The sequence below is a fragment of the Pseudomonas abieticivorans genome, assembly GCF_023509015.1.
Classification (GTDB): Bacteria; Pseudomonadota; Gammaproteobacteria; order Pseudomonadales; family Pseudomonadaceae; genus Aquipseudomonas; species Aquipseudomonas abieticivorans.
The window spans coordinates 5,616,411-5,635,502 of record NZ_CP094975.1 but is presented as its reverse complement, the minus strand read 5'-3'; the positions used below and the strand labels follow the sequence as shown (position 1 = coordinate 5,635,502).

Genomic DNA, 19,092 nt, shown 5'->3' with positions numbered 1-19,092 from the left:
GCGCGCCTACCCTGGCGCGCCCTGCCCCTGCGGCGTTACATCAGTTCCAAGGACGGTCGCCGTTCTCGTCTTTGATGCGGGTTGGCAGGCCCATCTCGTCCAGCGCCTTGAGGAACGGCTCGGCCGGCAGTTCCTCGACGTTGGCCATGCGCTGCACGTCCCATTCGCCACGGGCCACCAGCAAGGCGGCCGCTACCGGTGGCACGCCTGCGGTGTAGGAGATGCCCTGGCTGTCGGTCTCGGCGTAGGCCTCTTCGTGGTCAGCCACGTTGTAGATGAACAGCTCGCGCGGCTGGCCATCCTTGGTGCCCTTGACCAGGTCGCCGATGCAGGTCTTGCCGGTGTAGCCCGGCGCCAGCGAAGACGGATCCGGCAGCACGGCCTTGACCAGCTTGAGCGGCACCACTTCCAGGCCTTCGGCGGTCTTGACCGGCTTTTCGGACAGCAGGCCGAGGTTTTTCAGCACGGTGAACACGTTGATGTAGTGCTCGCCAAAGCTCATCCAGAAACGCACGTTGGGCACGTCCAGGTTCTTGGACAGCGAGTGCACTTCATCGTGACCGGTCAGGTACAGGTTTTGCGAACCCACCACCGGCAGGTCATCGGTACGCTTGACCTCGAACATGGTGTTGCTGGTCCACTGGCTGTCCTGCCAGCTCCATACTTGCCCGGTGAACTCGCGGAAGTTGATTTCCGGGTCGAAGTTGGTGGCAAAGTACTTGCCGTGTGACCCGGCATTGACGTCGAGAATGTCGATCGAATCAATGCGGTCGAAATACTGTTGTTTGGCCAGCGCCGCGTAAGCGTTGACCACACCCGGGTCGAAACCCACGCCCAAGATGGCGGTGATGTTCTTCTGCTGGCATTCCTCGAGGTGTTTCCACTCGTAGTTGCCGTACCAGGGCGGCGTCTCGCAGACCTTGCCCGGCTCTTCGTGAATGGCGGTGTCAAGGTACGCGACGCCGGTGTCGATGCAGGCACGCAGCACCGACATGTTGAGGAACGCGGAGCCGACGTTGATGACGATCTGCGATTCGGTCTCGCGGATCAGCGCCTTGGTCGCTTCGACGTCCAGTGCGTTCAGCGCGAACGCCTTGATTTGTGCGGGCTGTTTGAGGCTGCCCTTGGCCTTGACGCTGTCGATGATGGCCTGGCACTTGGAGATGTTGCGCGACGCGATAGCAATACGACCGAGTTCATCGTTGTGCTGCGCGCACTTGTGGGCCACCACCTTGGCGACACCTCCTGCACCAATGATAAGAACGTTCTTCTTCAATTTCTCTCTTTCTCCTTTCGTGTGCCAGCTTACGACAGGCTGGACAGGTAGTCTTCAAAACCAAATTCGCGAACCACCTCGATTGTACCGTCGAGTTGTTTCACTACGATGGACGGCATTTTCAGGCCGTTGAACCAATTTTTCTTGACCATGGTGTAACCCGCCGCATCGACGAACGACAACCGGTCGCCGATGGTCAGCGGACGCTCGAATTGATACTCGCCGAAAATGTCCCCGGCCAGGCACGACTTGCCGCACACCATGTAGGTATGCTCGCCCTCGCTTGGGGCCAGCTTGGCATTGAGGCGGTAGATCAACAGGTCGAGCATGTGCGCTTCGATCGAGCTGTCGACCACGGCAAGGTGCTTGCCGTTGTACAGCGTGTCGAGCACGGTCACTTCCAGGGACGCACTCTGGGTGATCGCCGCTTCGCCCGGCTCCAGGTACACCTGCACGCCGTATTTGTTCGAAAAAGCCTTCAGGCGCGCGCAGAACGCGTCCAGGTCATAGCCTTCGCCGGTGAAATGGATGCCGCCACCCAGGCTCACCCACTCCACCTTGTGCAGCAGGTGGCCGAAGCGTTCCTCGATGGTGCCCAGCATCTGGTCGAACAGGCCGAAGTCGCCGTTCTCGCAGTTGTTGTGGAACATGAAGCCTGAGATCTGCTCGATCACTTGCTCGACCTTCACCGGATCCCACTCACCCAGGCGGCTGAATGGCCGCGCCGGGTCTGCCAGCAGGTAGTCGGAGCTGCTCACCTGCGGGTTCACGCGCAGGCCGCGCACTTTGCCTTCGCTTGCCTGGGCATAGCGCTGCAATTGGCCGATCGAGTTGAAGATGATCTTGTCGCAGTTGGCGAGCATCTCCTGGATCTCGTCGTCGGCCCAGGCGACGCTGTAGGCGTGGGTTTCGCCTTCGAACTTCTGGCGGCCCAGCTTGAGCTCGTACAGGGAGGACGAGGTGGTGCCGTCCATGTACTGCTGCATCAGGTCGAACACCGACCAGGTGGCAAAGCACTTGAGTGCCAGCAGGGCCTTGGCCCCGGACTGCTCGCGTACGTAGGCGATCTTTTGCATGTTGTGCAAAAGCTTCTGTTTGTCGATGAGGTAGTACGGTGTCTTGAGCATTTCGAGGCCTGTGGCAGGACTAGCCAAAAAAAGGACACGCATTGTGCCTTCACTTGTCGCGTATCGAAAGGTTGGAACGCATATTTCGCTGAGTTGTTCGCTATTTAAGATCGATGGCACGCTGAAAATATCGACACGCACAATGGCGCGCATGCCTGAGCGCCGGTTGAAACCGGTGGCCCAAAAAAATGAACCCTGCACGACAAATCGTACCTAACCTTGTGACTACACAGGAGGTGAACCATGCAAACCGAAACGATCTGGGTTCTGCTAGGGGCCGCGCTGCTTATCATCGAACTATGGGCGATCAACCGGGTGCGTAAAAGCGAGGGCAAATCCAGCACCAAGGGGGTGTGGATGGTGCTGATCGTGTTTGTGCCATTGATCGGGCTGATCGCGTGGGCCCTGGCCGGCCCCAAACACATCTCCCATCGCCAGAACGCGCCCGAGGCCAGGCAGTAACCTGCGGGACGTAGGGGCGAATATCCGTGCAGCGATCGCCTTGATGAGCCCGGCAAACCTTGGCGGGGCCTTCGCGGATAAATCCGCCCCTACCGGCATACCCCACTCTGTAGGAGCGGATTCATCCGCGAAAGCCACACCGCAGAGCATCAGACACACCGCGCCGCTTTCTTCGCGGATAAATCCGCTCCTACCAGCATATCTATCACCCCGTAGGAGCGGATTCATCCGCGAAAGCCACGCCGCAGAACATCAGACACACCGCGCCGCTTTCTTCGCGGATAAATCCGCTCCTACTGGCATACCCATCACCCTGTAGGAACGGATTCATCCGCGAAAGCTACACCGCAGAGCATCAGGCACACCGTGCCGATTTCTTCGCGGATAAATCCGCTCCTACCGGCGTACCCATCACTCTGTAGGAGCGGATTCATCCGCGAAAGCCACACCGCAGAGCATCAGACACACCGCGCCGCTTTCTTCGCGGATAAATCCGCTCCTACCGGCATACCCATCACCCTGTAGGAGCGGATTCATCCGCGAAAGCCACGCCGCAGAGCATCAGGCACACCGCGCCGCTTTCTTCGCGGATAAATCCGCTCCTACCGTCTGAATCGCTGTGAGGCTTTCCCAGGCACGCCTGGGAATCCTGAGGTCGGTGTGAACGATCACCCCCCAAGCAACCCCACCAACCGCTCTATATCAACCCTGCCGCGCTTGGCCCCTGGCACGAACGCGCAATAGGCGTGCCCCAGTTTCAACGAAGCCGCAGACAGCGCAATCAAGCGCCCCGCTTCCAGCTCCCGCCGGGCGATGACCTTCTGCCCCAAGGCAATACCCATCCCAAGCGTTGCCAGCGTGACCGACAAACTCGAAAGGCCCGAGCGCCGCCCATGGCCAGGGTCTGGCGCCTGCCCGGCGCCTTCGCTGGCAAACCAGTCGCTCCAGGTAGGGTGCGAGGCGTAGTTGGCGCCCCACTGGGTGTGGATGAACAGGCTTTGGTGGATCTGTGCCAGGTCAAACTCCTTGTTGCCATGGCGGTACCACAGCTCCGGCGCGCACACCGGCAGCACTTCGTCATGGAACAGCGCGATGGCCTCGCAGGCAGGGTAGTGATAGTCGCCGTAACTCACGCGCAAGTCCACGTTGTGGCGGGCCAGGTCGACGGGGTCGTCTTCCACGCGCACATCCACCGACAACTGCGGGTAGATCTCCACCAGTTGCGCAAGCTTGGGTGCCAGCCAACATTCGGCCAATGAGAACGGCACGCTGACGGTCAGGCGCGTGCGCATTTCGCCTTCCAGGATGCGCACGGTCATGGCGGCGATGTCGCCCAGCGCCCGCGAGGTCTGCGGGTAGATCGCAAGGCCGGCGTCGGTCAGGGCCAGGCGGTTGCCGTTGCGCACGAACAGCTTCTTGCCGAAATAGTCTTCCAGGTGCCGGATTTGCTGGCTGACGGCGGCCGATGACACGCCCAGTTCCGCCCCGGCCAAGACGAAGCTGCCCAGGCGCGCGGCCACCTCGAAGGTGCGCACGGCGTTGAGTGGCGGTAAGCGTTGCATAGGCCGGGCGCTCCATAAGTTTTTCTAGGGGGAGCCTAACAATTTATGCCGTTGTTGCGAAGTTTTTCATGGGGTACGTTGGGACTGCCTACAACGAGAGGGCCATCATGAATAACATCATAGATCTTCACCGCTACCCCCTGGACCGCCCCGACAGCGAAGCGTGGCGGCGCCTGGTCGAACAGGCTCGCGACGATTTGCAGCGCCACGGCATGTTCAACCTGGAAGGCTTTGTCATCGCCGACACCGTGCGCCAGGCAGCCGAGCAGATCCAGCCGACCATGGACAGCCAGTCCCACACCCATAGCCGCACCCACAATATCTATTTCAAACCGCAGATCGACGGCCTCGCGGCGGACCACCCTGCCCTGCGCAAGGTCGAGACGGTCAGCCATACCTTATGCGCCGACCAGTTGCAGGGCAGCCTGGTGTGCCAGGTATACGAATACCCACCGCTGCTGGCGTTTTTGGCGGCCGTGATGGGCAAGCCGGCGCTGCACGTGATGGCCGACCCCTTGGCGCGGGTCAACGTGATGAGCTACCGCCACGGTGAAACCCTGAACTGGCACTTCGACCGCTCCGAATTCACCACCACGCTGATGCTGCAGGCGCCCGCCGAGGGTGGCGAGTTTCAGTACCGCAGTGACCTGCGCAGCGCCGACGACCCCAACTACCCGGGCGTGGCCGAGCTGCTGGAAGGCCGCGACCGGCAGGTGCAGACCATGAAATTGCGCGCGGGCACGCTGAACGTTTTTCGCGGCAAAAACACCGCCCACCGCGTGACCCCGGTGCGCGGCAACCGCGAGCGCATGGTGGCGGTGTTCTCTTACTACGAACAGCCCGGCGTGCTGTTCAGTGCCGAGGAGCAACAGGGTTTTTACGGCCGCACCGCTTGATGCTTGCGCAGCACCAGAACAACAAGATCACGGTTTTATTGCTTGCCCCTGCCCAACCGATGCGTACTTTTTGGGGAACACCATGCACACCATTACTCGCTTTACCCGCAACCTGCTGGCCTGCTCGGTACTGGGCGCCAGCGTGCTGTGCAGCGGCCTGGCCGCGGCCAAGGATTGGACCACCGTACGGGTGGCTACCGAAGGTGCCTACGAGCCTTGGAACACCACCTTGCCCAGCGGCGAAATCGCAGGGTTCGAACCTGATCTGCTGAAAAACCTGTGCACCCGGATCAAGCTCGATTGCCAACTGCAAGCCCAGGATTGGGATGGGATGATCGCCGGGCTCAATGCCAACAAGTTCGACATGCTGATGGACGCCATTGTGATTACGCCGGAGCGCCAGGCCATCGTCGACTTCTCCCGGCCTTATGCGGCCACGCAGGGTGTGTTTGTGAGCGCGACGCCTGGCGCTGCAAGCGAACCGACCGTCAAGCTCAGCGGCGACCCCGCCCAGGACAAGGCCACGATCGATCAGCTCAAGGCCATGGTCAAAGGCAAGACCATCGGCATTCAGTCCGGTACGGCGTACACCGACTTTATCGAGAACAACTTCAAGAGCGTCGCCACCATTCGGGTCTACAAGAAATCCGGCGAGCACATGATGGACCTCAATGCTGGCCGTATCGATTTTGCTTTCGACGACGTGACGTTTTTCACCTCCGTGCTGCAAAACCCGGAGAACAAGGGCGTGCACATGGTGGGCCCGAAAATCGGCGGGCCGATCTGGGGGCCGGGTGAAGCACTGGCTTTCAGAAAAAACGATCCGGACTTGAAAGCCAAGTTCAACCAGGCCCTGAGCGACGCCCTGGCCGATGGCACGGTGCAGCAACTGTCACAGAAGTGGTTCAAGGCTGATATCGCGCCCTGACTCCAGCCATCTGATACCTGCGGGGTTACTGGATCGACAACCCCGCGTCCACTACAAAGTTTTGCCCGGTGCAGCCACGGCTGTCGTCCGAAGCCAGGAACAGCGCCATGCGCGCGCAGTCACTGGCATCCAGGCGAAACTTGAGCATCTGCTGCTCGATGAACTGCTGGCTGGCAGCCGCAAGGCCTGCCGGGTCGCTGGCCCACATGGCATCCTGGCGTTCGGTGCGAATGGCGCCGGGCACCAGGCTATTGACGCGAATGCCCTGCTCGCCCAACTCCCGCGCCAGGGTGCGGGTCATGCCATTGAGCGCAGCCTTGGCCGTTGTATAGCAGACCATGCCAGGGCGCCCGCGCATCCACGAGATGGAGCCCATGTTGATGATCACGCCACTGCCGCGCCGGGCCATGCCTGGGGCCACGGCTTGCGCGGCGAAAAATGCATGGCGCAGGTTGGTCTGCATGCGCTCATCCCAGTACTCCACGCTAACGGCTTGCAGGGGGTGGCGATCGTCACGGGCGGCGTTGTTGATCAGTACATCGATGGCGCCCCATTGGGCCTCCACGGCTTGGATCGCGGCCTGCAGGCCTTCGATGTCACGCACATCGCACGGCGCGAACATCACACGTTCCAGCCCCAGCGATCGCGCCAGGGCCTCGCCCCCCGTCGCGTCCAGGTCGATAAAGGCCACGCGTGCGCCTTGCTCATGAAAGGCTTGCACAAAGGCTGCGCCGATGCCCGAGGCGCCGCCGCTGATCAAGACCACCTTGCCGGCCAGGGAAGGATAACGAGTCGCAGTGTGCTGATTCATAGCAGTGTCCTTGCAGTAAAATTAAGGCTCATCCGGCAAACATCGGTTCGGCGCAGCCGGGCACGTCGACCCGTACCGCAAACACGCAGCCCGATAGCGGCCAGTGCGCCAGGTCTTGTGCGCTGCGGTTTTCCCGGGAGCTGGTGATGTACAGGGTGCGCAGGTCTGGCCCGCCGAAGGCGACCATGGTCGGCCAGCGGGTGGGCACGGCGATCTCGGCCAGTGGCGTGCCGTCTGCGGCCAGGCGCAGGATGCGCCCGCCGTCGAACTGTGCGCTCCAGTAGCAACCCTGGCTGTCGAACGCCGCGCCATCGGGCCGCCCGCCCGCGCCGCGCTCGAAGGTGCGCACGGTTTGGCGCGACCCCGGTTGGCCCATGGCGTCCAGCGGGTAGCGATACAGCACATGGTTGGGGGTGTCACTGTGGTAAGCCCAGTGGCGGTCCGGGCTGAACGCCAGGCCATTGGAAACCATCACGTCTTCGGCCATGACCTGCGCCTGGCCGTGTTCGTCGACGCGCATCAGCACGCCGCCGTTACGGTCGCGTGGTTGCCAGATCGTACCGGCCCAGAAACGGCCCCATGGGTCGACACGACCATCGTTGAAACGGCTATTGGCAGCGCCGCAGGGGTTGTCGGCCAGCTTTTGCCCCAGCACGCCTTGGCGGTCGAGCAGGAAGATCCCGCTGCGCAGGGCGACAATGAACCCGCCCTGCTCGCGCAAGCCGAAGCAGCCCAGGTCTTCGGGTAATGCCAGGCTGGCAACGGCTCCGGTTTGCGGGTCGAGGCGGTGTAATTGGCGGCCCAGGATATCGGCCCAGTACAGCACTTGTTCGCGAACCGACCACACCGGGCATTCACCCAATTCGCTGACCTGGCTTACCACACACTGAACGGTTTGACTCATGTCGATGCTCCCAAGGCGCCGCGCAATAGGTTAAGGCGCAAGCGGCGCTCCATGCTCTGCCCCGGTGCCAGCCAAACGATACCGTTGGCTGCCGGCGAGGCGCTGTTGATGGCATTGTTCAAATGGCTGACCGGCTCCACCGCGATAAAGTCCTGTGGCGCCGGCGGGGTGAACACCACCAGGTAATCCAGGCCCGGCTCGGCGTGCAGTTCAAGCCCAAGCCTGGCGTGCGGCCAATACACCTGCGCCGGTTGACGCCAGCCTTCAAAACAGTTGTCCAGGCCCACCGGGCCCATGGGCCTGCGCCTATCAAACGCCCAGTGTGTGGGTACATCCGTGCACAGGCTGGGCAAGGCGTCGTCACCATTGAGCCATACCCTTGCGGCCTGGAACTGCACCTCCACACCCTGGTGTCGTGAAAAATACGGGTGCCAGCCCAAGCCTGCCGGCATGGCGCCGGTACCTGCGTTGCGCAGCTGCAGGCTCAGGGACAGCCCGTCATCGTCCAGGCTCAGTTGCTGCCGGGCCTGGAAGGCAAACGGCCAATGTTCGCCGCCCTGCCCCCGTGGCTCATGGGCCAGCACCAGGGTGCAGGCCCGCGCATCCTGTTCCAGCACTTGCCATTCACGCTGCCACCCCACCCCATGCAAGGGGTGCGGATGCTCGCCAAAGTTGCGCGGCAATTGCCAGGTTGCGCCCTCATGGCTGAAGCGCCCATGCGCGATGCGGTTGGAGTACGGCACCAACGGGAAACAGGCGGTACGCCGCACCGAGGGCGTGCGGTCCCAAGGCCGCAACAGGTCGAACCCGCCGTGCTGCAGCCACGCCAGCGCCCCGCCCAGTTGGGGCACTACGCCGAGGCGCAGCTCGCCGCTGCTCAGCTTTAGAATGTTCACGTGATACCCATCTGTCATATTCAGCCTAGAAGCCCCATCGAATACCTACCGTCATGGCCCACGGGTCATAACCCTTGGGCACGCTGGGGTAACTTTCGCTCAGCAGCGCGAAGCCCTGGGTAGAGTCACCGTTATTGACGATGTGCGACACGTAGGTATACAGCTGCGTGTTGGTGTTCAGCGAATACAGGTAACCGGCATGGGTGGCCCACGCCCGCGCGCCTTCGGCTTCGATACGGTGCGACACGCCCAGGGTCACGTCGCCAGGCCCGAAGGTGATGCGCGCATTGACCATTTGCGCCGAGGCAAACCAGCGCGCGTCGGTGTCGCGCTTGGAGTACACGTAGTTGGCGCCCCACAGTACGCCACCCAAACGCGCAGTGCCGCTGAGCACATGGGTGTCCTGGCTGTAGAGTTCGCCGGTGGTCAAGGAGGGCGCCGAGTCGTGGTGGTTGAAGCCGTAACCCAGTTTGGTATCGCCATTGCGATAACGCAGGTTCAAGCCAGTGGTGCGATTCTGGTTGGGGCCATCCTCGACACTGGAGTTGCCATAGGAATAGCCCAGCTCGGTCGAGAAGCCATGCACCTCGGGCGACCGGTAGCGCACGGTGGTGTCATAGAAGCCGCCGGTGCCGCTTTTGCCCAAGGTAGTGGTATGTTCCAGGCTCATGATCGAGGCCATGTTCGACAAGCCATACAGCGCCACGTCGGAATCCAGGAACACCCAGTAGATCGGCATGTACAGGCTGCCTATGTCCACCGAGCCGAACGGCCCGGCCACACCGGCGCCGTAGCCACGGTTGGTGGAGATCTTGCCCTCGTTGTAACCGGTGCGCCAGAGGTTGCGCAGCACCAGCCCGCGCTCGCCGAAGGCACGCAGCATGTAGCCGCTGTCGCCCAACAGGTAATCGATTTTCAGGCCAATGCGCGAAGCTTGCAGGTTACCGTCCGACACCATGGTGTGGCCCGGGTGGTCGTCGGTGAACTTGCCGCCCTGCAGCGACAGGTCAAGGATGCCATAGGGGTTGATCACGAAATTGCCGGCCTTGAACACCACGGGTGGGTCGGCATAGGCGGTGCTGGCCAGGCTGGCGGACAAGGCGAAAGCAGCAAAGCGATAGTTTTTGTTATTCATGTTCGCTTACTCAAGTAATACGGGCAGTGACGATTTACAGGCGCAAAGAGCCCCACGCGCCGGCGCTGGGGAAGCGCTCGACCCTTTGCAGGAACGGGGCTTGAGGTCAACTCATGGCATGTCGCCGGCCAGCGATTCGAACAGGCCCTGCCAGCTGCTGCCCACGCGGATGAACACCGGGGGCTGGCCCAGTGGTGCGGCCACGCTGACCCGCTGGCCGCCTTCGTGGCGCTCGGCACTCCACAGGTGCTGCCAGGTGTCCCCCAGTGGCAGGTAGGCCGACCATTGGCCCTGCCCTTCGGCGTGCACCGGCGCGACCAGCAAGTCGCGGCCGTACAGGTACTGGTCCTGGATGCCATAGGTGTGGGGGTCGGCGTCGTAGTGCACGAACAGCGGGCGCTGCAAGGGCAGGCCCGTCGCCTCGGCCTCGGTGACCAGGCTGTGCAGGTAGGGCCGCAGGCCCACGTACAGCCGGGTCATGCGGGCAAAATGCGCACAGGTGTCGGCGTCTTGCCAAAACTGCAGGTTCTGGTCCGGGCGGTTGCCTTCGTGGGTGCGCATCACCGGGGTGAACACCGCCATCTCGGCCCAGCGCTGGAACAACTCGGCGGTGCGGCAGTTACCGTACAGGCTGGTGTAGCCGCCGATGTCGCTGTGGTGGTAGGCATTGCCCAGCAACCCCGACGACAATGCGCCGCAGATCACCGTTTGCAGGCCGTCGTGACGGCTGAAATCGACCGACTGGTCGCCGGCCCACAGCAGCGGGCAATGGCGTTGCACACCGCTGTAGCCGGCGCGCATGAAAAACAATGCGTCGCCGGTTTTGCCGGCGGCGGCAATCGCCCGCGCATTCACCTGGGCCCAGCGCACCGGCCAGGCGTTGTGCTCCAGCATCGGGTCGGCGTCACCGGCAAGCTTAAGGTCGATCGGCAGGTATTCACCAAAGTCGGCCATCCAGCCCGACAGCCCTTTGTCGAGCATTTCGCGACGCAGGATGCGCTCCTCGAACCACTGTGCGGCGGCCGGCAGCGTGAAGTCGACCACGCCACACAAGAACTCGCCGAAATCCACCAGGTAGGTACCACCTTCCACGCGGGTAGCCAGGTAGCCGGCCGCCTGCGCCTCCAGAAACAACGGCCCGTCGTTACACAGGTACGGGTTCACGTAGCCCATGAAACGAATGCCCTGTGCCTCAAGGCTGGCCACCCAGGCGGCGTGATCCGGGTAGCGCGAGGCGTTCCACTGCCAGTCCCAGAACAGGCGTTTGCCGAACGAGGTGATGCGCAAGCCTTCCCAGTCCTCGCACCACAACGCACTCACCTGCACGCCTTGCGCCAACGCGTGGTCGAGGCGTTCCTGAGCATGCTCCAGGCCATTTTTAAGACCCAGGATCGCGCCGTTCATCACCCACTCGGGCAAGCGCGGCTGGCGGCCGAAGTGGCTGGACACCTGGCCCACCAGATCGACGAAGTCAGCGGCCAGCAAAAACTCGAAAGCCTGCGGCACCGCCCAGAACTGCAGTTCGTGAAACCCCGCGTGGCGGAAATCAAAATCGGCGTACGCCGTGGTGACCGCATGCAGGCAATAGCGCTGCGACGACACGTAGGTCGGCTGCGGGTAGTTGGTGTGGTAGTAATCCCCCCCGGCATTGGCTTCGTTGTCGGCCTGCAAGGTCAGCCAGGTCGACTTGTCACGGCCCACGCCCGGCTCCGAGGTCCACAGCGGGAAATGCCGGCCACGCAGGTCGAAGTAGGACATCTGCTCGCCGCACCCCCACACGTGTTCATCGGCCAGCGCCGGCACACGCAGCCACAGGCGGTTGATCGAGGGATCGACCTGCTGCGGCACCAGGCGCAACACCGTGCCCTGTACTTCAAGCGCCAGGCTGAGCATCACCGGGCCATCGGCCCAGGCACGCAGGTCCAGGCGCGTGCCTGTCTGGTCCAGCCAGGCATGGCGCAGGGCAACCCGTTCGTGCACGTAGTCGTTGATGGTGAAATTGCCGCGCTGCATGCTGATGTCGGCCTCGCCCTGGCCCACGAACAGCGCCGGGGCGTGTTCAGCGTGGCGAAACAGCACGCGGCCGCCCACCACCAGTTGCACCAAGCCTGCCAGCTGTTCAAACCGTGCGGCGGCCAGTGGAGTTGTAGACGTCATCAGGAATGTACCTCGCAGTTTGTCAGGGTGTGCTTGGCAGCGTTTTCGCGTAGGCGCCAGCGGCGACGGCTGATGTTGGCGGCCACCAGGGCCAGCACCCATACGCTCGCCATCAGCGGCGCATACCAAGAGCTGGGTCCGGTGGCACTGGCCACGCCCAGCGGGGAAAAGGTCAGGTAGATCGACACCAGCGCCGCCACCAGCATGTAGCTGAAGCTGGCGGCATGGCGCCACGGCGTCAGGTCCATCAACCGGCTGGACGCCACGGCGACATAAGGCTGGGCCCGGGCGAAGCGCTTGCGCAGGGCGATCAGGATCAGCATTTCAATGGCGAACATGATGCCCATCACATGGATGAAGCTGATGCCCAGGCGCACGTCGATCTTCAAACCCAGCACAAACACCGCGTAGCAGACCGCATGCAGGCCCAGCACCAGCTTGGCCGGGAAGGCACCGCCGCGGGCATTGAAAAAGCCGAACAGCATGATCGCGATGATGGGCATGTTGAAGAACCCGGTGAAGCGCCGCAGCACCGCATAAATGCCTTCCGGCGCGTACATCAGCAAGGGCGCCACCACCAGCGACAACAGCGCGGCGAGGATGCTCACCCGCTTGCCGAAGCGCACCAGCGCCTCATCGTCGGCCAACGGCCGCAGGGTCTTGTAGAAGTCATAGGTGAGCAGCGTCGCGGTGCCGTTGATGATGGCGTTGAAGTGGCTCATCACCGTGCCGAAGATCACCGCCACGAAGAAACCTTTCATCCACCAGGGCATCAGTGCCGACACCAGCGCCGGGTAGGCCAGGTCCGAGTTGGCCAGGGGCTGGTCGCGAAACAGGTGCCAGGCGATCACACCGGGCATCAACATCGCCAAAGGCACCAGCAGTTTCAGGCAACCGGACAACAACACGCCCTTCTGCCCTTCGGCCAGGTTCTTGGCCGCCATGCTTTTTTGCACGATGGCCTGGTTGGTGCACCAGTAGAACAGGTTGGCAAAGATCATCCCGGTGAACAGCGCGCCGAAGGGCACCTTGTCTTGCGGGCCGCCAATGGCGTTCAGCTTCTCGGGGGTGTCATGCATGATGGTCTGGGCACCGCTGAGCACGTCGCCGTGGCCCAGGGTCCACAGGCCGATGATCGGGATCAGGATGACCACCACCAGCAGGCCGATGCCGTTGATGGTGTCTGACACCGCCACCGCCCGCAAGCCGCCCAGTACCGCGTAGGCCGCACCGATCACCCCGGTGCTGACGATCAGCAGCGAAATGGTCGCCGGGTACGACCAGCCCAGAATGGTTTGCAGGTCGAAAATCTGGTTGAAGGTGATGGCCCCCAGGTAAAGCGAGGCCGGGTTCAGCACCAGGGTGTAGGTGGCCACCATCAACCCGCTGACCACCCGGCGGGTAGTCACGTCATAGCGCTTTTCGATGAACTCGGGCAGCGTCGAAAAACCGCCGCGCAGGTAACGCGGCAAGAAAAACAGCGCCAGGGCGATGGTCGACACCGCCGCCGTGGCCTCCCAGGCCATGGAGCTGAGGTTGTGCGCGTAGGAGTCACCGTTCAGGCCCACCAATTGGTCGATGGACAGGTTGGTGAGCATCATGGAGCCGGCGATGAACCAGCCATTGAGGCCACCGCTGGCCATGAAGTACCCGTGGGCGCCCACGTCCTTGGCCTTGCGGGTGAACGACCAGGAAATGGCCGCCACCAGGCCTGTGAAAAACAGCATGCTGAGGAAGGTAAACAGGGACGTATTCATTTTTATAGTTGTTCTCCAACGGGGGTTGGGTAGCGGCCCTGACAAAATCGCAGCGCTGCTAAATTGTGCAGGAAGAGCATAAACGAAGCAAAATCGTAGCGCTACGATTTTTTCTTCGCTTCCCGCGCACTTTTATTCGGTTTCGAAATCTGGGGGGGGGTAACGGCACTCGTGATTGACTTGAACGCGCCCTGCTTCCATTCTCTTGAGCTTTTGCACCCGAGGATACAGATGAGCGACTTGCCGGCCACCGTGGCCAACCTCAATCTGGGCCGTCGCAAGGGCAATCGCGTCACCATGGACGTCGTCGCCGAACGGGCCAAGGTCTCGCCCAGCACCGTTTCACTGTTTTTGCGCGACCCCGAGGCCGTCTCCAGCAAACGTGCCGAGCGCATCCGCGCGGCCATCGAAGAGACCGGCTACACCGTCAACCGCCTGGCCGGCGCCCTGGCCGCCTCCCACAGCCGGGCGGTGGCGGTGATCGTGCCCTCGATGATCAACGCCTTCTTTTCCGAGACCCTGCAGGCGATGCAGGACGTGTTCGAAGCCAAGGGTTATCAACTGCTGATCAGCAACAGCAACTACGACCCCGAGCGCGAACTTGAATTGATGCGCGCGCACCTGTCCTGGTCGCCAGCGGCGTTGGTGCTGACCGGTAACCAGCACCAAGGGGCGCGGGCGATGCTGGAAGCCACCGGCATCCCCGTGGCGCAAATGTGGGAGTTGGGCGACGCCCCCTTCCACCTGCAGGTGGGTTTTTTCCACGAACACGTGGGCGCCGCGCTGGCCGAGCATTTGCACGGTTTGGGGCTGCGGCACTTCACCTACGTGGGCGCACGCATGCACCTGGACCACCGCGCCCGCAAGCGGGCCGAAGGCTTCAGCGCCTGGCTGGCACAACAGAGTTGCAGCGCCACCGTGATTGCCTTGGAAGAAAGCACGTCCGAGGCCGTGCTGACCCAGGTGTTCGATCAATTGGCGCTCAATGGCGACCAGCCGCAGGGCCTGTGTTGCTCCAACGACGTGCTGGCCATTGGCGCGCTGTTTGAGGCACGGCGCCGGGGTATCGAGGTGCCGGGCCAACTGGCGATTGCCGGTTTCGGCGACTTGCCCCTGAGCAAACTCAGCGCCCCACGCCTGACCACAGTACGCCCCTACCCCTTGGAAATCGGCCGCACGGTGGCCACCCGGCTGCTGAACTGGATCGAAACCGGCACCCTGCCCGCAGAACCCGAAACCGTCGATTTGGGTTTTGAGTTGATCGTGCGCGAAAGCACCCGCGCCGTTCTGTAGGCGCATCCGCGAAAAGACCACCGCAATGAATCAGGCACACCGCGGCGCGACTTTCGCGGATGCTCCTACAGAAGGTCACAATCCCCAGGGACGTGCGATGCCTGTAGGAGCGGATTTATCCGCGAAAGGACCACCGCAATGAATCAGGCACACCGCGGCGCGACTTTCGCGGATGCTCCTACAGAAGGTCATAATCCCCAGGGACGTGCGATGCCTGTAGGAGCGGATTTATCCGCGAAAAGACTCACTGCAGTGAGTCAGGCATACCGCCAAGGGGCTATTCGCGCAAGGCGCGGCGCAATAGCTTGCCCACTGAGCTCTTGGGCAGGTCGTCGCGAAACTCAACGAAGCTGGGCACCTTGTAGCCGGTCAGGTACTCGCGGCAATGCAGCAGCAGCGCCTCGGCGGTGAGCGCCGGGTCGTTGCGGCACACGAACAGCTTCACCGACTCACCCTTGAGCGTGTCTGGCACACCGATCGCCATGGCTTCGCGCACGCCCGGGTGGCGCATCACCGCGTCCTCGATTTCATTGGGGAACACGTTGAAGCCCGACACCAAAATCATGTCCTTCTTGCGGTCGACGATCTTGACGAAGCCGTCGGCGTCGATCACCGCGATGTCGCCGGTTTTCAGCCAGCCGTCCGCCGTCAACGTTTGAGCGGTGTCTTCAGGCCGCTGCCAGTAACCCTGCATTACCTGCGGGCCGCGAATCCACAACTCGCCAGGCACCTCGGCGGCGGTGTCCTGGCCGTCGTCGTCCACGGTGCGCAGTTCGGTGTCGACCAGCGCCAGGCCGATGTAACCCTCGCGGTGCGGGCTCAGGCTGGTGGAAGTGGTCACCACCGGCGACGCTTCGGTCAGGCCATAGCCCTCGCGGATCGGCGCACCGGTCAGCGCTTCCCAGCGCCGGCCCACCTCACTGTTGAGCGGCGCCCCGCCCGAGGTCACCCAACGCAGGGCCGAGAAGTCGATGCTGTTGAACTCAGGGTGGTTCATCAGCCCGACGAACAGCGTGTTGATGCCGCTGAGCAGGCTGAAGCGATGGCGTTTCATGGCACCGATCACCTGCCCCAGGTCGCGGCCATTGGCGATGAACACCGTGTGCAGGCCCATGCCCACCGAACTCAGGCAGTTGGTGGCAAAGGCCATGATGTGGTACAGCGGCAACGGCGCGATGCGGATGTCGGTTTCAGGCTCCACCAGCCCCGGCCGCAAAAACAGCTCCAGGGTTTGCACCACGTTAGAGATCAAGCCGTGATGGGTGAGCATCGCGCCTTTGGACAGCCCCGTGGTGCCACCGGTGTACTGCAACAGCGCCAGTTGCTGCGCCACGCGCACGCTGGGCAGCACCGGCAGTTCGGCGCCGGCCCGCAGCAATGCCTCGAAATCGGCGCCGGTGAGCATCACGTGCTCGATCTGGGTGTCAGCTTGCAACGCCTGCAAGGCCGGCAACAGGCTGGGCATCAGCAGGATGGCCCGGGCACCGGAGTCGCGGAACTGGTGGGTGGCTTCGGTGCGGGTGTAATGCGGGTTGGTGTTGACCAGCACGATGCCGGCCTTGAGCGCACCGAACGCCGCCACCGGGTATTCCAGGCCGTTGGCCAGTTGCACCGCCAGCCGCTCGCCGGCTTGCAGCCCCAACCCATGACGCAGGTAGCGGGCGAACGCATCGGCGCGTTGGTGCAGTTGGCGAAAGGTCAGGGCCTGGTCGCCACAGGAAAAGGCCAGCCGCTCGGGGTGCTGGGCCACGGCGCGGTCCAGCAGGTCGAAGACGTTTTCCAGGCGGTGTTCGCGCAGGTAACGTTCAGTGTAAGACAGTGCAGAATCAACCATGCATTTCTCCCAGCGGATTATTGTTTTAGTGTGCGAAACTGTCGCTTCACCCGATCCTAATTCTCGGAACATTCATGAGCGCTGACGAAAACCTCCCCCTGCCCAAGGATCGCAAGTTCGTCGAGGCCCTGGGCCGGGGCCTTGAAGTGCTGCGGGCCTTTACCAACGGCTCGGTGGTGCTGGGCAACCAGGAAATCTCGCGCCTGACCGGCCTGCCCAAGGCCACTGTGTCGCGCATGACCTACACCCTGACCCAGCTCGGCTACCTGAGCTACGCGGCGCAGCACGAGAAATACCAGTTGGACTCCGGCGTGTTGGCCCTGGGCTATGCCTACGTGTCCAACCTGCGCGTGCGGCAACTGGCCAAGCCGTACATGGACGCCTTCGCCAAGCGCACCCACACCACCGTGGGCCTGACCTGCCGCGACCGCCTGGCGATGATCTACGTCGAGAACTGCCGCCCGGTGGAAGTCGCCACCCTGCGCATGGACGCCGGCGTGCGCCTGCCCCTGGCCAGCACCTCGGCAGGCCGGGCTTTTTTGGCCGCGACCCCGGCCAAGGAGCGCGCCCACCTGCTCAGCGCCCTGGAGGCGCGCCACGCCGAAGACTGGCCGCCGATGCTGGCGTCGCTGCAAGAAGCGTTCGTGGAGTATCAGCAACAAGGTTTTTGCCTCTCCCTGGGTGACTGGGACCGCAACGTGATCGCGGCGGGTGTACCGTTGCGCCTGGCCGACGGCAGCATCATGGCGCTGACCTGCGGTGCGCCGTTGTACGAATTGAGCGAAGAGACGCTCAAGGGGTCGTTGGCGTTCGAGCTTGAGCGGTTGGCGCGGGATATCGAGAGTTTGGGCGTGTAAGCCCGCTCCCCCCCGCTGTAGGCACATCGGGGGGGAGCGTCGGTCAGGCGACTTCCAGCAAGTCGGCATACACCTTCAAGTGAAAGTCATCATCGCCAAACTGGTGGCTCATCATCACCAGGCGCTTGGCGTGGTGCGCCAGCACGTATTCCCAGGTCATGCCGATGCCGCCGTGCAACTGGATCGCCTCCTCGGCAATGAAGCGCCCGGCGCGGCTGCAGATGAATTTGGCGTTGGCCAACGTGCGGCTGCGCTCCACGCTGTCCGGCTCATCGGCCACGCACGCGGCCAGGATGGCCATGGAGGTGGCCTGTTCAAGCTCGGTGCGCATGTCCACCATGCGGTGCTGCAAGGCCTGGAACTTGCCGATTTCCACGCCGAACTGCTTGCGGGTTTTCAGGTAGTCCAGGGTCAGGTCGCAGGCTTCCTGCATGTTGCCCAGGGCTTCGGCGCACTGCGCGGCAATGGCACGGCCTTGCTGGTAACGCAGTGCCGGCAGGGCTTCGCCGATGTGGCCCAGTACCTGGTCCGCAGGCACGAAGACATTGTCCAGGAACAGGTCGCAGGCTTTCGGGCCATCGATGTTCGAGTAGCTGCGGCGCGTTACACCCTGGGCCTGGGGGTCTACCAGGAACAGGCTGATGCCATGCTCGTCGCGTTCCTGGCCGCTGGTACGGGCGCTGACCAGGATCTTGTCGGCACTGTGGCCGCCAATCACCACGGCCTTGCGACCGCTCAGCCGATACCCGCCCTGCTCGCCGGCGGCGCGGGTGTGCACGTCGTTGAGGTGGTAATGACTTTGCGCTTCTTCGAAGGCCACCGCCAGTTGCAACTGGGCAGTGGCGACCTCGCCCAGCAGCGCATCCTTCTGCTGCTCGGTGCCCAACTGCTGCACCAGGCCGCCAGCGTAGATCACCGAATGCAGGTAGGGTTCCAGGCTGAGCACGCGGCCCAGTTCGGTCATCACCAGCATGGTCTCGACGCTGCCACCCCCAAAGCCGCCATAGGCTTCGGCAAAGGGCACCGAGGTCAGCCCCAGTTCACCCAGTTGTGCCCAGAACGGTGCACTGAAACCCAGCGGCGACTCAGCCAGTTGCTGACGTTTCTCGAAGCTGTACACATCGCGCACCAGCCTGGCGGCGGTGTCTTGCAGCATCTGCTGCTCTTCGGTCAATTTGAAGTCCATGGGGTGTGCTC

General features: G+C 62.9%; 16 protein-coding genes. 5 read left to right on the top strand and 11 right to left on the bottom strand.

Features of this window, described 5'->3' with window-relative positions:
• Window positions 1-40: 40 nt before the first annotated feature.
• Entirely contained in the window at window positions 41-1,276 is a 1,236-nt protein-coding gene (locus L9B60_RS25585; protein ID WP_249673763.1) for a saccharopine dehydrogenase family protein, read from the bottom strand.
• Between the two features lie 29 nt (window positions 1,277-1,305).
• On the bottom strand, window positions 1,306-2,403 hold the full coding sequence (gene nspC, locus L9B60_RS25580; protein WP_249673762.1) for a carboxynorspermidine decarboxylase: 1,098 nt from the start codon (window positions 2,401-2,403) through the stop codon (window positions 1,306-1,308).
• A gap of 243 nt (window positions 2,404-2,646) precedes the next feature.
• On the opposite strand from nspC, the gene L9B60_RS25575 reads away from it, so the two are divergent.
• Window positions 2,647-2,865, top strand: coding sequence for a PLD nuclease N-terminal domain-containing protein (locus tag L9B60_RS25575; RefSeq protein WP_249673761.1), 219 nt, complete (start codon window positions 2,647-2,649; stop codon window positions 2,863-2,865).
• A gap of 668 nt (window positions 2,866-3,533) precedes the next feature.
• Here L9B60_RS25575 and L9B60_RS25570 read toward each other — a convergent pair.
• Window positions 3,534-4,427 (bottom strand): LysR substrate-binding domain-containing protein, encoded by an 894-nt coding sequence (locus L9B60_RS25570; RefSeq protein ID WP_249673760.1) that lies wholly within the window; start codon window positions 4,425-4,427, stop codon window positions 3,534-3,536.
• Window positions 4,428-4,534: 107 nt separating this feature from the next.
• On the opposite strand from L9B60_RS25570, the gene L9B60_RS25565 reads away from it, so the two are divergent.
• Together L9B60_RS25565 and L9B60_RS25560 are read left to right on the top strand one after the other, a co-directional pair.
• Window positions 4,535-5,323 (top strand): HalD/BesD family halogenase, encoded by a 789-nt coding sequence (locus L9B60_RS25565; RefSeq protein ID WP_249673759.1) that lies wholly within the window; start codon window positions 4,535-4,537, stop codon window positions 5,321-5,323.
• 82 nt (window positions 5,324-5,405) lie between these two features.
• Complete coding sequence (locus tag L9B60_RS25560; protein ID WP_249673758.1) at window positions 5,406-6,251, top strand: transporter substrate-binding domain-containing protein; 846 nt, start codon at window positions 5,406-5,408, stop codon at window positions 6,249-6,251.
• Window positions 6,252-6,276: 25 nt separating this feature from the next.
• Here the strand turns inward: L9B60_RS25560 and L9B60_RS25555 are convergent, their stop codons facing one another.
• The 6 genes from L9B60_RS25555 to L9B60_RS25530 form a co-directional block, all read right to left on the bottom strand.
• Window positions 6,277-7,062, bottom strand: coding sequence for a sulfoquinovose 1-dehydrogenase (locus L9B60_RS25555; protein ID WP_249673757.1), 786 nt, complete (start codon window positions 7,060-7,062; stop codon window positions 6,277-6,279).
• A 28-nt stretch (window positions 7,063-7,090) separates the two neighbouring features.
• A complete protein-coding gene (locus tag L9B60_RS25550) occupies window positions 7,091-7,966 on the bottom strand; it encodes a 6-deoxy-6-sulfogluconolactonase (protein WP_249673756.1) in 876 nt (291 codons plus the stop codon).
• The gene (locus tag L9B60_RS25545; protein ID WP_249673755.1) at window positions 7,963-8,862 is read right to left on the bottom strand and encodes an aldose 1-epimerase; all 900 of its coding nucleotides are present in this window, start codon (window positions 8,860-8,862) and stop codon (window positions 7,963-7,965) included. The genes L9B60_RS25550 and L9B60_RS25545 overlap by 4 nt, the downstream gene beginning before the upstream one ends.
• Before the next feature lie 25 nt (window positions 8,863-8,887).
• A complete protein-coding gene (locus L9B60_RS25540) occupies window positions 8,888-9,997 on the bottom strand; it encodes a porin (protein WP_249673754.1) in 1,110 nt (369 codons plus the stop codon).
• A 111-nt stretch (window positions 9,998-10,108) separates the two neighbouring features.
• The gene (locus tag L9B60_RS25535; protein ID WP_249673753.1) at window positions 10,109-12,154 is read right to left on the bottom strand and encodes an alpha-glucosidase; all 2,046 of its coding nucleotides are present in this window, start codon (window positions 12,152-12,154) and stop codon (window positions 10,109-10,111) included.
• The gene (locus L9B60_RS25530) at window positions 12,154-13,911 is read right to left on the bottom strand and encodes a solute:sodium symporter family transporter (RefSeq protein WP_249673752.1); all 1,758 of its coding nucleotides are present in this window, start codon (window positions 13,909-13,911) and stop codon (window positions 12,154-12,156) included. Before L9B60_RS25530 ends, L9B60_RS25535 begins: the two co-directional genes overlap by 1 nt.
• A gap of 231 nt (window positions 13,912-14,142) precedes the next feature.
• Between L9B60_RS25530 and L9B60_RS25525 the strand changes: the two genes are divergently transcribed.
• The gene (locus L9B60_RS25525) at window positions 14,143-15,204 is read left to right on the top strand and encodes a LacI family DNA-binding transcriptional regulator (RefSeq protein ID WP_249673751.1); all 1,062 of its coding nucleotides are present in this window, start codon (window positions 14,143-14,145) and stop codon (window positions 15,202-15,204) included.
• A gap of 277 nt (window positions 15,205-15,481) precedes the next feature.
• On the opposite strand, the gene L9B60_RS25520 is transcribed toward L9B60_RS25525, so the two are convergent.
• Window positions 15,482-17,038 (bottom strand): AMP-binding protein, encoded by a 1,557-nt coding sequence (locus tag L9B60_RS25520; RefSeq protein WP_249673750.1) that lies wholly within the window; start codon window positions 17,036-17,038, stop codon window positions 15,482-15,484.
• Between the two features lie 74 nt (window positions 17,039-17,112).
• On the opposite strand from L9B60_RS25520, the gene L9B60_RS25515 reads away from it, so the two are divergent.
• Window positions 17,113-17,895: an IclR family transcriptional regulator gene (locus tag L9B60_RS25515; RefSeq protein ID WP_249673749.1), complete on the top strand. Its 783-nt coding sequence runs from the start codon at window positions 17,113-17,115 to the stop codon at window positions 17,893-17,895.
• Between the two features lie 43 nt (window positions 17,896-17,938).
• On the opposite strand, the gene L9B60_RS25510 is transcribed toward L9B60_RS25515, so the two are convergent.
• Window positions 17,939-19,081, bottom strand: a complete 1,143-nt coding sequence (locus tag L9B60_RS25510; RefSeq protein WP_249673748.1) for an acyl-CoA dehydrogenase family protein — start codon at window positions 19,079-19,081, stop codon at window positions 17,939-17,941.
• Between the last annotated feature and the right edge of the window lie 11 nt (window positions 19,082-19,092).